The sequence below is a fragment of the Agarivorans sp. JK6 genome (genome assembly GCF_045277145.1).
Lineage (GTDB): Bacteria > Pseudomonadota > Gammaproteobacteria > Enterobacterales > Celerinatantimonadaceae > Agarivorans > Agarivorans albus.
Genome location: NZ_CP113525.1, coordinates 1,640,069 through 1,654,191 on the forward strand (window position 1 = coordinate 1,640,069; position 14,123 = coordinate 1,654,191).

The 14,123-nt window shown below is 43.5% G+C and carries 11 protein-coding genes; 6 read left to right on the top strand and 5 right to left on the bottom strand.

From position 1 onward, the window contains the following. Positions 1-8: 8 nt before the first annotated feature. The gene (locus tag OV592_RS07775; protein ID WP_016401746.1) at positions 9-722 is read right to left on the bottom strand and encodes a DUF2975 domain-containing protein; all 714 of its coding nucleotides are present in this window, start codon (positions 720-722) and stop codon (positions 9-11) included. Positions 723-965: 243 nt separating this feature from the next. Here OV592_RS07775 and OV592_RS07780 point away from each other — a divergent pair, with 243 nt between their 5' ends. Next, the gene (locus tag OV592_RS07780) at positions 966-1,604 is read left to right on the top strand and encodes an HD domain-containing protein (RefSeq protein WP_406610990.1); all 639 of its coding nucleotides are present in this window, start codon (positions 966-968) and stop codon (positions 1,602-1,604) included. Positions 1,605-1,668: 64 nt separating this feature from the next. Here OV592_RS07780 and ppk1 read toward each other — a convergent pair whose 3' ends face one another. Next, positions 1,669-3,756: a polyphosphate kinase 1 gene (gene ppk1, locus OV592_RS07785; RefSeq protein ID WP_406610991.1), complete on the bottom strand. Its 2,088-nt coding sequence runs from the start codon at positions 3,754-3,756 to the stop codon at positions 1,669-1,671. Between the two features lie 34 nt (positions 3,757-3,790). Then, a complete protein-coding gene (locus tag OV592_RS07790) occupies positions 3,791-4,294 on the bottom strand; it encodes a glycine cleavage system protein R (RefSeq protein WP_406610992.1) in 504 nt (167 codons plus the stop codon). A 323-nt stretch (positions 4,295-4,617) separates the two neighbouring features. Between OV592_RS07790 and OV592_RS07795 the strand changes: the two genes are divergently transcribed. From OV592_RS07795 to aceA, 5 genes are all read left to right on the top strand, one after another. After that, the gene (locus OV592_RS07795; RefSeq protein WP_406610993.1) at positions 4,618-6,828 is read left to right on the top strand and encodes an ABC transporter permease subunit; all 2,211 of its coding nucleotides are present in this window, start codon (positions 4,618-4,620) and stop codon (positions 6,826-6,828) included. Positions 6,829-6,850: 22 nt separating this feature from the next. After that, positions 6,851-8,506 carry a phosphate ABC transporter permease PstA gene (gene pstA / locus OV592_RS07800; protein ID WP_406610994.1) on the top strand — a complete coding sequence of 552 codons (1,656 nt, stop codon included), beginning with the start codon at positions 6,851-6,853 and terminating at the stop codon, positions 8,504-8,506. Between the two features lie 26 nt (positions 8,507-8,532). After that, on the top strand, positions 8,533-9,351 hold the full coding sequence (gene pstB, locus OV592_RS07805; RefSeq protein WP_016401740.1) for a phosphate ABC transporter ATP-binding protein PstB: 819 nt from the start codon (positions 8,533-8,535) through the stop codon (positions 9,349-9,351). Between the two features lie 24 nt (positions 9,352-9,375). Then, positions 9,376-10,080 (top strand): phosphate signaling complex protein PhoU, encoded by a 705-nt coding sequence (phoU, locus tag OV592_RS07810; RefSeq protein WP_016401739.1) that lies wholly within the window; start codon positions 9,376-9,378, stop codon positions 10,078-10,080. 945 nt (positions 10,081-11,025) lie between these two features. Further along, positions 11,026-12,336 carry an isocitrate lyase gene (aceA, locus tag OV592_RS07815; RefSeq protein WP_016401737.1) on the top strand — a complete coding sequence of 437 codons (1,311 nt, stop codon included), beginning with the start codon at positions 11,026-11,028 and terminating at the stop codon, positions 12,334-12,336. A 165-nt stretch (positions 12,337-12,501) separates the two neighbouring features. On the opposite strand, the gene OV592_RS07820 is transcribed toward aceA, so the two are convergent. Together OV592_RS07820 and OV592_RS07825 are read right to left on the bottom strand one after the other, a co-directional pair. Beyond that, entirely contained in the window at positions 12,502-13,089 is a 588-nt protein-coding gene (locus OV592_RS07820; protein ID WP_406610995.1) for an ACP phosphodiesterase, read from the bottom strand. Positions 13,090-13,131: 42 nt separating this feature from the next. Then, entirely contained in the window at positions 13,132-13,968 is an 837-nt protein-coding gene (locus OV592_RS07825; protein WP_406610996.1) for a dienelactone hydrolase family protein, read from the bottom strand. Positions 13,969-14,123 lie beyond the last annotated feature (155 nt).

The following is a 14,123-nucleotide window of genomic DNA, read 5'->3' on the forward strand; positions in this document are numbered from 1 at the left end:
CGCTCCTGCTAAATGGTTGCGTCAACATCGGCTTGAATTTGCATGCCCAACTTCATCACGTGGGCGACCATAATCATAAACAAGCCTGCTAGAAGTAATGGGAAGTCTAACTGTATATACTCCAAGCTTACCCATTCATGAGGCGGTGGAATAAGGCCAAATAGGTGTTCTGGAGGCGGCGGTGGCATAAAGCCAAATACATCTTCTGGAGGTGGTGGGAAAGGCAAGCCAATCGGCATTTCCATAGGAAACACTAATTGCTCGATGAGATAGCTCGCAATACTGTTTACTGTAAACAGCGCAACCAATGCCCAGCCAATATATTGAAAACTGCGAGTGGTTTCTTGAGTGAAAACCTTGCCTTTACTGTAGGCTAAGAACAAACGGTCAATTTGCCAAATCAAACAAGCCATAATGAGGCTAGTGGTGAAAAATATAGCCACTGCAACAAGGCGCATAGTGAGTGACAGTGGTTCAGCGGGAGCAAAATGCAGGTCATTGTCGATGATTTGACCGTTCTCTAAGATAAGTTCGGGATAACCAAACAGCATTTCCATAACCGTGTGAAAACTAAATACCCAAGGGCTGTGTTTCATTGGTTCAATATCTAAGCCCAGTTCACTAGGGAAGCCTACCAAACAAATTAAAATTAAGGCAACTAAGCCCCATAGCATTAGTCGCATCCGTTTACCAACGATACTAATTGCTTCTAGTGATTGCATACCCTTGCTTCTCCATATAGGCAGTTTTCCTGATAAAAGATATTTATTTATCGATTATCATTAAATAATGAATGATAAAATTATTTGTGTAAACACTTTTTCTAGCTTTAATCGCGTAAAGTTGAGCGGGCTTTTACTTGCTTTAGTTATGATGAAACCGAGAAGAATTGATCTAGTAGCTTTGACTCGAAATGGGCTTTTGGGTAGTTTACGCCCATTAACTAACCTCTTATTCTGAGCTTTATGATTAAGCAATTAGAGACTCATTGCAGACAGTTTTTACAGGGGCTGCAGACCAGTGATACTGCCCACGATATCGACCATATTGAGCGAGTCGTTAAATTGGCTACCTACCTGTGTAAACAAGAAGAGGGCAATCTTGAAGTAGTGGTTCCAGCAGCTTGGTTACACGATTGTGTATCACTGCCTAAAAACCACCCTCAGCGCAGGCAGGCTTCTAGTTTAGCGGCAAATAAGGCAGTTGATTTTCTTAAGTCAATTGCTTACCCAACTCATTACTTAAGTGAAATTCATCATGCAATAGAAGCCCATAGTTACAGCGCAGATATTAAGCCAACAAGCCTTGAAGCAAAGATTGTCCAAGATGCAGACCGTATAGACGCACTAGGTGCCATAGGTATTAGTCGCTGTATTCAAGTAGGTGCTAGCCTTCAACGTACACTTTATTGTGATGTAGACCCAATGTGTGAGGCACGGCAGCCGGATGACAGCCAATATACCATTGACCACTTTTTTACTAAGTTGCTAAATATTGCGGATACTGTGCATACCGACGCGGCTAAACGTGAAGCGGAGCAACGCAGCCAGTTTATGAAGGCGTATTTAGCCCAATTGAGCCACGAATTAGAGCCAACTCGCTAAGCTTGCCTGATCCGCCCTAAATAAAAAAGGCCGCTAATTAGCGGCCTTTTGCTTAGTGAGAAGCTTAGGGATTATCTTCTTCTACAACTTTACGGCGAGGTTTAGATTCAATCGCCTTTAGGTAATCGTGAGTCCAAACTTGGGAGCGGATCTTACGGCGGTTACCACGTTGTACATACTGGTTTTGCTGCTTGGCATCGATTATGCGCGCTTTGGTGGTGTCAGCAAACTGTAGGTCTAACAGGTCAATCACCCGCTGTTTTAGCTCATCGTTGTAGATTGGCACGCCAACTTCAACACGCTCTTCAATGTTACGGGTCATCCAGTCAAAAGAGGCAATATAAACCTGATCTTCGCCGCTATGATGGAAGTGGAATACTCGCGGATGTTCAAGGAAGCGGTCAACAATACTGATGATTTTTATGTTGTCATTGTTGCCTTCAAGCCCCGGCACTAATGAACACATGCCCCGAATAATCATACGAATTTTAACCCCAGCTTTACTGGCCGCATACAAGCGAGTGACCACGCCTTTGTCGACTAAGTTGTTCACTTTAATCGTGATTGCCGCAGGGTTTCCGGCGTTAGCTTGATTGATTTCGTAATCTATTAAGCTAAACAAGCGTCGGCGTGTATCGTTGGGCGATACAATAAGGTGCTGGAATTTAAAACGACGATAGGGCTGTTGAATAAAGCGAAATACGTTTTCCACCTCTTGGCCAATTTCTTGGTTTTTGGTGAACAGCGCAAAGTCGGTGTAAATTTTGGCCGTTTTTTCGTGGAAGTTTCCGGTACCAATATGGCTGTAATACACCCGTTGGTCGTCTTCTTTGCGGGTTACCAATAATAACTTTGAATGTACTTTTAGCGAAGGAACACCAAAGACAACTTTTACACCAGCATCGGTGAGCATTTGTGCCCAGCCAATGTTGGCTCCCTCATCAAAACGAGCGCGTAGTTCAATAACCACAGTAACTCGTTTGCCGTTGTTAGCGGCATCAATCAGCGAGTTCATTAAGTGAGACTTTTTCGCCACACGGTAGATATTGATTTTGATGCTGGTGACTTTGGGATCAAAAGACGCTTGGCGCACAAACTCCGAAATATAACGGAATTTATGATACGGGTAGTAGAGTAGAATATCTCGCGCGCTAATGGCGTTAAATACCGTATCAAAGCTGTCGAAGTCACGGCAGTTCAGAGCAGGCAGCTTAGGATTTTCTAAGTACTTTCTGCCCACATTTGGGAAACCAATGAAGTCTTTAAAGTTATGGTAACGGCTACCACTTACGCTGTGGTCAAGTTTAGAAATGTGCAGCATTTTACTTAAACGTTTCACCATGCTGTTGGGCATTTCTCTATCGTAAACAAAGCGCACCGGTTCGGCGGTTAAACGCTGCTTAATACCCTCAGACATTTTTTCTAGCAGGCCTTGGTCTACTTCGTCTGTAAGATCGTACTCGGCATCTCGAGTCATTTTGATTGAGTAGGCCGCAACGGAATCATATTCGTAAAACCCTCGTAACAAATCATCTAAACAGAAGCGGATGATGTTATCCAAAATGATTAAGGTTTTACGTGTTTTTGAGCCATCGGGCGGCAGTACCACAAAACGCGGTAAGCTGTCGGTTGGGATCTCAATCAATAGGTGGCTTTCTTTATCTGCCTTTTTTACTTCTACCGCAAGGTAGGTATATTCGTCTTTTAAAAAGCGAACCAAGTCGGTACGTTTAGTTAATACGATCGGTGTAATATGACGCAGTACCTTGTCTTTAAAGTATTTTCTTACCCAGTTTTGGTGGTTGTCGCTAAGCTGGTCTTCATTAATTAAGAAGATGTTTCGACGAGCAAGAGTGAGAATGATTTCGCGATAGGTATCGTCAAAATCTTGCTGTAATTCTGCCAGCTTGGCTTGTACATCACTGAGTAGTTGGATTGAACCATCATCTTTAGATTTAAGTTCGTTAAGGATGATACGGCGCTTTAAGGCGGCAACCCTTACTTTATAAAACTCATCTTGGTTGTTGGAAAAAATACCTAAGAATCGAACGCGTTCGATAATCGGTACTGAATGGTCTTGGGCTTCTTGCAAGACCCGTTGGTTAAACGAAAGCCAACTTAACTCTTTTTCTATATATAGACTGTCGCTCATTGTTCACCTTTAGTACTTACTTCTTAAAAAGGGATTAGTCTTGTTCAATATCTACCATCAGGTCATCGGCTAGTGACTCTAAAGACTCTTGAATTACTCCCAGTTGTTCATCGTCGGCGCATGGCACTGTGAGATTAGCGGTAAATATTAGGCCTCCCCAGTTGGGAGCACTGGCAACGTGAGTATTAATCTCGCTTAAGCTTACGCCCAGTGTATTTAGGGCTTGAGTCACCTCTTGCACAATGCCCACACGGTCATTCGCGGTAACGGTTATTGCTACTTGCTGTTGCTCTTCACTATTACTGCTATCGCCCTCTGCAATATTTACCAAAAGGTTTTCTTGGTTAAGTAGATCATGGCTAAGTGCGTCGAGGTGCTGTTCATCAACTTCTAAGTGCAATATTCCGGCAAATTGACCAGCAAGTTCGGTTAGGCTGCTGGCTAGCCAGTTACCTTTGTGCTCAACGACTAATGAGGATAATTGATCAACGATACCAGGTCGGTCTTTGCCAATTACACTTACCACGAGTTGTTTCATCTTGTTACTCCATAGCCTAGCGCACAATAGTTTTATAACTGCAAACTATTAGCGATGTTTCCGAGGGTTTAAAGTATGCATAGCTTTTAAGTAATTAGGAAGCTACTAAAAGCTGCGCTTGGGTAAAAAGCCAGCCAAGCATGCAATATAATTTCTTTGTAATATTAGGTACATACAAATGTAACATACACTTGTTAATCATAGTTGGTGAACGTTTTTTATCCCACCCAATTGTGACTTTTTTTTTAGTATTTCACCCTGTAACAATACTGTCATAAAACTGCCATATACTTTCGCCAGACCTATTAAATTGTGAGGGATATATGACGCAGTCAGTGTCATTTAATAGTAGTGCTCAGCGGCTAATTAAGGACCGACTAACCCGCTACAGCGTAAGTGCTGGCGGGATTGTTGTTCTATTAGCACTGATCTTAATTTTCTTCTATTTATTATATGTAGTTGCACCTATCTTCTACGGCGCGAGTTTAGAAAAATCTAAAACGATTCCGTTACAAGATAGCAGTGCCACAGTGGCTATTGGTGTTGAGGAGCAAAACGAAATTGCCTACCGCTTTAATGAAGACGGGCAGTTAAGCTTTTTTAACCTAATCGATAGCCAGCGCGAGTTTCAAGACTATCAAGTTGAAGCAGACATTACTGCGTCAGACCGCACAGTGCCAAACCAAGGTTTGGTGGCTTACGGTACCAGTGATGGCTTGGCTTATATAGTTTCACCTAAATTTGGTATTAGTTACCCTAACGACAAGCGTTTAATTACGCCAAGCATAGCTTACCCGATGGGCGAGCAAGCGCTAGTTATTGACCCACAAGGCCAAGCCATTGAGCAGTTGGCTTTTGAGCGTCAAGAAGAGTCGGCAGTGGTGGCAGCAGTTACCGCCGATGGCCGAGGCTTGTTGGTTCGTTACGAAGCCGAAGAAGACATGTTTAGTGAGTCTTTGGAATGGCTGCCCGAAAAGGCCGATATTCCTAGCTTGCCAAGTAACATCGATCAAATTTTGGTAACGCCAGACTTACGCCGTTTATACATTCGTAACGGCAATCAGTTGGCTAACTACAATATCTCAGATATTGATAACGTGCGCTTAAATTCAGTGGACTTTATTAATAGCACAGACAGCAATGTCACTGATATTGCCTTACTAACCGGTGCAAGTTCATTAATTGTTGCAAACGACAATGGCAAAGTAAGCCAGTGGTTTGATGTTGCAAAAGATGGAGTACGTAAGCTTACACAAATTCGTGAGTTTGATGCAGGCGCTAAAGTAAACGAAATTGGCGTTGAGTACTTCCGTAAGGGCTTTGCGGTAAGTGGGGAAGATGGTTCTATTACCTTATTCCACACAACCGGCGGTGGCCGTTTAGTTCGTGAAATGACCGATGCTAAAGCCTTTAGTTTAGCTTTCTCTCCGCGAGCCAGTGGTCTACTTACTGAGACCGAAAACGGTCTTGAGTTTTATCACGTAGATAACGAGCACCCAGAAGTAACGTGGCGCGCCTTGTGGAGCAAAATTTGGTACGAAGGTTACCCTGAGCCGCAATATGTATGGCAATCAACTTCAGCCAGTGATGACTTTGAGCCTAAGCTCAGCTTAGTGCCAATTTCTTTTGGTACCATTAAAGCCGCTTTTTACGCGATGTTGTTTGCAGCGCCTATTGCTTTAGCTGGGGCTATCTACACTGCTTACTTTATGTCAGCGCCACTGCGCAAAGTGGTTAAGCCTACCGTAGAAATTATGGAAGCTTTACCTACGGTAATTTTGGGCTTTTTGGCGGGTTTATGGTTAGCGCCATTAATTGAAGACAACTTGCCTGGCGTAATTGCCATTATGTTGCTGCTACCGGTAGGTTTTTTGCTCACTGCTTTTGCTTGGTCAAAAATGCCGAAGAAAGTACGCCAGTTGCTACCAGAAGGTTGGGATGCAATCGTACTTATTCCAGTTGTTTTGTTTATTGGCTGGGGCTGTATCCAAATTAGCCCAGCGCTTGAGCAATGGATGTTCGACGGCGATGCTCGTTTATACCTAACCAACGAGCTAGGCATTAACTTCGACCAACGTAACTCTATGGTGGTGGGTTTAGCCATGGGCTTTGCGGTTATTCCTACGATTTTCTCTATTGCAGAAGACGCGATTTTCTCGGTGCCAAAGCATTTGAGTAATGGCTCTTTAGCATTGGGTGCCACACCTTGGCAAACCCTTACTAAAGTGGTGATTTTAACTGCTAGCCCGGGTATTTTCTCGGCAGTAATGATGGGCCTTGGTCGCGCAGTGGGTGAAACCATGATTGTACTTATGGCTACCGGTAATACACCAGTAATGGATTGGAGTATCTTCCAAGGCATGCGTACTTTGTCGGCAAACATTGCGGTAGAGATGCCAGAGTCAGAAGTGGGAAGCTCTCACTACCGAGTGCTGTTCTTAGCAGCCTTTGTATTGTTTGTATTTACCTTTGCATTTAACACCATTGCTGAATTTGTGCGCCAACGTCTGCGCGACAAATACAGCTCGCTGTAAATAGGGATATGGGAACTAACCGATGAATAAGTGGTTTAAATCAGGTAACCCGTGGATATGGATGACAGCGGGTGCGGTAAGCATAAGTTTAGTGGCAGTGATTGGATTGCTGCTATTAATTGCCGCACGCGGTCTGGTCTATTTCTGGCCAAGTCCTGTACTTGAAATGGAAGTCAAACAGTTTGGTGAAACTCAAACTGTGATTGGCGAGTTGTATGACACCGAGCTTGTGCCTATTGAGCGCTTAAAAGCCTCTGGTGCAAATTTAGAAGGCTTAGATGGCGACTTTGTAGAACGCTTTTTGATTAAGACTGGTAACCGTGAATACGTAAACTTAGATTTTCGTTGGTTAACCGAGAATGAAATCTTATCGAAAAAGCAGCCTGAAGGCATTGCGGTAGTTGAGCGTCGCACTAACGGTAACTTTTACGGTTACGTTGAAGGTATTGTTAAAGGTGACACCACCATTAATGCTGCTGATGATGCTGACCACGAAAAGCTGTTTAAGTTGTTAGAACGCTCTAATGGCATTATTGGTCAAGCCGACTCGCTGCAGCGTCATGATATTGGTGGCATTAACTACAGCCTAGAGCGTTTACGTTTAAAGCAGCGCAAGTATGAACTGGCAGATGAGCTAACGCCTGAACGCTTAGCCGGTATTGAAGCCGACGCCGAGCAATTGCATCAAGACTACTTGGTACTCGAGAAGCAACTATTTGCTTACCGTGATGAAGCACGCCGTGACCAATTAATTATCCGTGATATGCGCGGTGAGTTGGTGACAATTCCAATGGATAATGTATTGGATGTGTTCTTCCCAAATGAGATGAACTGGTTCCAAAAACTAGCACATTGGGGGCATCAAGCGGTTAAATTTATTGTGTCTGAGCCACGTGAAGCTAATACCGAGGGCGGGGTATTCCCAGCTATCTTTGGTACGGTATTCATGGTGATGTTGATGGCCGTTATTGTTACGCCTTTAGGGGTTGTAGCCGCCATTTACTTGCACGAATATGCCGGCAATAACAGCTTTACTCGCTTAATACGAATCGCGGTAATTAACTTAGCTGGTGTACCTTCTATTGTTTACGGTGTATTTGGCTTAGGTTTCTTTGTTTATATGCTAGGTGGCAGTATTGACTCCTTGTTCTATCAAGAGTCACTACCTACGCCAACTTTTGGCTCACCTGGTGTAATTTGGGCAGCCCTAACCTTAGCTATTCTTACCTTGCCAGTGGTGATTGTATCTACCGAAGAAGGTTTGTCGCGTATTCCTAGTGCGGTGCGTCAAGGCTCACTAGCTTTAGGTGCTACCAAAGCAGAAACGCTGTGGCGTATTGTTATTCCTATGGCGAGCCCGGCGATTATGACTGGCCTTATTTTGGCGGTAGCCCGTGCAGCCGGTGAAGTAGCACCATTGATGTTAGTAGGTGTAGTGAAACTAGCACCAACATTACCGCTTGATGGCAACTTCCCGTTCATTCACCTTGAGCGCAAGTTCATGCACTTAGGCTTCCACATTTATGATGTGGGTTTCCAAAGCCCGAACGTAGAAGCAGCTCGACCTTTGGTGTACGCCACGGCATTTTTATTGGTAACGGTTATTATTGGCTTAAACTTAGCAGCCATCCAAATCCGTAACCGTTTACGCGAAAAGTTTAAAACGTTAGACCAATAAGCTAACGGCAATTTGTAGGAAAAAAAATGATTTCTTTGAATACAGAAAATAGTCGAGATACTAAATTAGATTTGGCTAACTTAACTGCAGAGCAAACTGCATTGGAAGTAAAGAACCTGGATCTTTACTACGGCAACAAACAAGCTTTGTTCGATGTGTCGATGAAGATCCCTAAAGGGCAAGTTACCGCCTTTATTGGCCCATCGGGCTGCGGTAAATCAACCTTATTGCGCTGTATTAACCGTATGAATGACTTGGTTGATATTTGTAAAATTAGCGGAGAGATCTTGCTACACGGACAAAACATTTACGATAAAAGCGTAGACGTAGCTGCGCTACGTCGTAACGTTGGTATGGTGTTTCAGCGTCCAAACCCATTCCCAAAGTCTATTTACGAGAATGTAGTATATGGTTTACGCCTGCAAGGTATTAAAGATCGCCGCGTATTAGATGAAGCCGTAGAACGCTCACTACGTGGTGCAGCCTTGTGGGAAGAGGTAAAAGACCGCTTACACGAGAATGCTTTTGGTTTATCTGGTGGTCAGCAACAGCGTTTGGTGATTGCCCGCGCCATTGCAATTGAGCCTGAAGTGCTATTATTGGATGAACCTACATCAGCACTTGACCCAATTTCTACATTGACGATTGAAGAGTTGATTAACGACCTTAAGAGTCGTTACACCGTGGTGATTGTAACTCACAACATGCAACAAGCTGCGCGAGTATCAGACCAAACAGCCTTTATGTATATGGGCGACATGGTGGAATATGCTGATACCAATACCTTGTTTACAACACCAGCGAAGAAGCAAACCGAAGATTACATTACAGGCCGTTACGGTTAACCCAACCGTCGCTGAGGAAAAGATATGGATAAGTTAAACATGAACAAACACATATCTGGTCAGTTTAATGCTGAACTGGATCATGTGCGCAACCAAATTATGGCAATGGGTGGCTTAGTTGAACAGCAACTGATTGACGCCCTTAGCCTGTTAAGCCGACCTGACGCAGAGTTAGTGAGCAAGGTGATTAGTACCGACAGCAAAGTAAACTCTTTTGAAGTTGCTATTGATGAAGAGTGCACTCGCATTATTGCTAAGCGCCAACCTGCAGCTAGTGACTTACGTATTGTAATGGCGATTATTAAAACCATTGCTGATTTAGAGCGTATTGGTGATGCAGCAGAAAGCATTGCCCGTATGGTTGAGCGAAACATGGATAAACCGCTTAAGGCGTCTCTAAGTAGCTTAGAGCACTTGGGCCAGCACACCGCCAAAATGCTGCATGACGTGTTAGATGGTTTCGCACGTATGGATGTAGAAATGGCGTGGAGTGTTCACCAAGAAGATAAAAAGGTGGATAAAGAATACGAGCGCCTTATTCGTGAGTTGATGACTTATATGATGGAAGACCCTCGTTCTATTCCTCAAGTGCTAGATGCCTTAAACGCTGCACGTGCTATTGAGCGAGTAGGCGACCGTTGTCAAAACATTGCTGAGTACATTATCTACTTCGTAAGAGGTAAAGATATTCGCCATTTAGCCGGAGATGAAGTGGAAAAGCTGCTTTAAGGCTAAGGTTTAAGTGATAAAAAAGCTGGCGATTGGCCAGCTTTTTTAGTTTTTAGAGAAAAATATTTAATTTTTTTTCGTTTCTCTGGTCTGATCTCTTCAAAAATCCATTTCTGTTTAATAACAACTTTTCCCGCTTATGTATCATTAGTTGCTTAGTTGGCGAAAACAACACCGTTAATATAATTTTAAACTGTTGTTTAAAACAGCTTGTAAGTGCTTATTAAATATAATGTAACTTTCGTCTAATTGTCCTTCTATGAGAGCTAGTCAAGTTATTTACCTTTACGTAAGCGTCAATTAGGTTCGGGGTTTTGGGTTACTTGTTCGTCAACTTGTTTTTATATTACGTAATTAAATTTCTTTTTTCGACAAAGGTAGTAAATGAAAGGTTGACTATTTGTTAATAAAATAGAGTTAATACTTTAAATAAAGCTTTGCTTTTGTTTTCTTGGGTGTTATAAAAAACAGGGTCTTGGGGAGGTTTTTAAACAGTTGTTTAATTTATTTCTCGATTTAAGACAAGGTTAGGTGCTTATCATTGAGGCTGTTTTATTTTTGTAACTGTAATTACAACTACGTAAAAGCTACATGTTTGGGTCGCAATTTACGTGAGATACAGTGGCAATTTACAAACAGGTGAGCACTTAGCTAAATAAAGCCGACCAGGTTAATAAGCAGTGGCCAACTGTCTTAATAACAAGGCTAGACAAGGAGCAAAAGCCACAGTCAAAAGCAACAATAATGCTGATACGGCGCTCCAAACTTAGCTCGGTACTTTTAGACAAAAAAAGCAAAAGTTAAAAGTATCGAGTTGTATTTTCCAAGCCTGTGTTGCTTGGCATTAATTAAAGAGTAACCGCACAAATAGCGGTACCAAAAAACTACGTGAATGAGTGATACAAGCTACTTGTATCGAGGAATAGAGTCTAAGAGGGATTGAACATGACATTAACAAGAGAACAGCAAATTCAAGCATTAGAAAAAGACTGGGCAGAGAACCCTCGCTGGAAAGGCGTTAAGCGTCCTTATACTGCTGAAGAAGTAGTGAAACTGCGTGGTTCTATTATCCCTGAAAATACCATTGCTCGACGTGGCGCCGAGAAGCTATGGACCTTAGTAAACGGCCAAGCTAAAAAAGGTTATGTTAACTGTTTAGGCGCTTTAACCGGTGGCCAAGCCGTTCAGCAAGCTAAAGCGGGCATCGAAGCTATCTACTTGTCGGGTTGGCAGGTTGCCGCCGATAATAACTCTGCCTCTAGTATGTACCCTGATCAATCGCTATACCCAGTAGATTCCGTGCCTAAAGTGGTTGAGCGCATTAACAACTCTTTCCAACGTGCCGACCAAATTCAATGGGCCAATGGTCTGTCTCCTGCAAATGGTGGCTTAGATTACTTCTTACCAATTGTTGCCGACGCAGAAGCGGGTTTTGGCGGGGTGCTAAACGCCTTTGAATTAATGAAGAACATGATTAAAGCGGGTGCTGCTGGTGTTCACTTTGAAGATCAACTTGCTTCAGTTAAAAAATGTGGTCACATGGGCGGAAAAGTATTGGTTCCAACCCAAGAAGCGGTTCAAAAACTGGTTGCAGCACGCTTTGCAGCTGACGTTGCCGGTGTTCCTACTTTGGTGATTGCTCGTACCGATGCTAATGCCGCGGACTTGCTTACCTCAGATGTAGACCCTTACGATGCCGAATTCGTAGAAGGCGAACGCACTGCTGAAGGCTTCTACAAAGTACGTGCGGGTATCGACCAAGCGATTAGCCGAGGCCTAGCTTATGCTGAGTACGCCGATTTAATTTGGTGTGAAACTGCAACACCTTGCTTGGAAGAAGCTCGCAAATTTGCCGAAGCTATTCATGCTAAGCACCCAGGTCAGCTGTTAGCGTACAACTGTTCACCATCATTTAACTGGCGTAAGAATCTAGATGATGAAACCATTGCTAAGTTCCAGCAAGAGCTTAGCGACATGGGTTATAAGTACCAGTTCATCACCTTAGCTGGTATTCATAACATGTGGTACAACATGTTTGATCTTGCCCACAACTATGCGCAGGGCGAGGGCATGAAGCACTACGTGAACATGGTTCAAGAGAAAGAGTTCCAAGCTGCTGACCGAGGCTACACTTTCGTAGCTCACCAACAAGAAGTGGGTACGGGCTACTTTGATCAAGTAACCAACGTGATTCAAGGTGGTCAATCTTCAGTAACCGCGTTAACCGGTTCTACCGAAGAAGAGCAATTTAGCTAAGGTTTACTATTTAGACACTAATAATAAAAACGCTATGTAACACCGATTTGAGCAGCCTAAGGGCTGCTCTTTTTCTACTTAACCTGAACTCGGGATAAGGAGGTGACGATAACTCTGCTAGCCAGTACTTAATCTAGCTTCATGTTTCTGGCGAGATAGTTTTACTTAGTTCGGCTGATAGTTGCTCACAAATTCTTGAGCGTGTAGAAGTACCTTGGGGTAAAGCGCTAAAAATGCTGCATCAAGTTCTGCAGTGTGACAAAGAATATCCTCGTACAGCAGCTCTAGCTTTGCCGGGCGGCGCAGTCGTCGGCTAATAGCGCGTAAGGTGCCGGCAACACTATCTTGATGCTGGTATTGTTCTAACCAATCATATTCACGCATATGGCTGGCGGTATGTTTGGCTTTATCTGTTAATGGGAAATGTTGGAGTTCTGCATAACACTGGCTTATAAACTCAGAACGCGAGGTGGTAGAAAACCGCTGCCAGTGCAAACTCAGCAAGTAGTCGAAATACACGTCTAGGGCTATACCAGAGTAGCGCCTTAAACTGGCTTGAAAACAGTGAGCTAAACCCAGTTGATTGACTTGCTGATCGGTAAAGCTATCTATTTTACGGTGTAGCTTTACGCCGAGTTGTACCTCGCTGTGGTAACTCTGCCAGTTTTGTCCTTTTACAAAGTCGCCCAGAAAAGCGCCCACAATAGACGTGTTAGTATGCTGTGCAATCTGAAAGTGAGCTAAATAGTTCATTCACTAAGCATATAATAGGCAGCGGCACTTAGGCAGCTTTAGCTACATTAAATTCAGTTGTTGCATGTATTGCTTAAAACCTTCAATCCAGAAATCACTATGTTCATAAAAAAGTGCGTGGCCGTTTGCTGATGAGCCTAAAGAGTAAAACTGAAAATCTATCTGCCCGCCGGCTTCCTCAAAAGCTTGAGCGTAGCTTTCTATTTCACTATCTGAGTAATAAGGATCGTTGCGGCCATACAAAAATAAGTGGGGGAGTGGGTTGTTGTTAGCTGCCTGGCTAAACAAGCCTTGGTTACTCGCAAGTGGGGTTTTGATTTGGCATTGGCCACCCATCCAACCGCCGGAAAAATTAACTACGCCTTTAAACTTTTGAGGGTGTTTCGCAGCGTAAACTACCGATAATAATCCTCCTCGGGAATGACCACTAATGACAATCTTTTCTTGGTCTAGCCAAGTTTGTTGCTGCAGGTATTGCATGGTGGCATCTAGGCTTTGCGAAGCGTAGTTAATGCCCGACTCAACGCTGTTTACACTGCAATTGTAAGATTCTTTATAACGGCCTTGTGATGCGCCTCTGCCTCGTCGCATTGGTATTAGCAAAGCAATGTTGTGCTTGTTTAAGTAAGCGCCAAATCCCCATGGCTTAATGGTTAGCGTGTTGGCTATTACGCCGGGTCCAGTAGAACCATGGTTAAAGATGACCAGTGGAAAAGGGCCTTCGCCTGCGGGTTTATATAAGGTTGCTTCTAACTGTATTTGCTTATCCCACAGCAGACCTTGCTCGGTCATTGGTATGTTTATGGTTTCTCCCTGTTCGAAAGCTTGGGCGGTAGTTGCTAGCAAGGTGAGTAACAGCGGTGCGAGGCGAAACATCATAGCTTTAAAATCCTTAACAAGCTTGATTGGAGAGAGTAGTAGCAATCAATAGCTTACCACTGCTGCGGTGGGCTTAGTTTGGCTTTTGTTAAAAAGTGAAGTGAAATTGACTGTGGGAAGAATTATAGACAAAAAAAATCCAGCTCAAGGCTGGA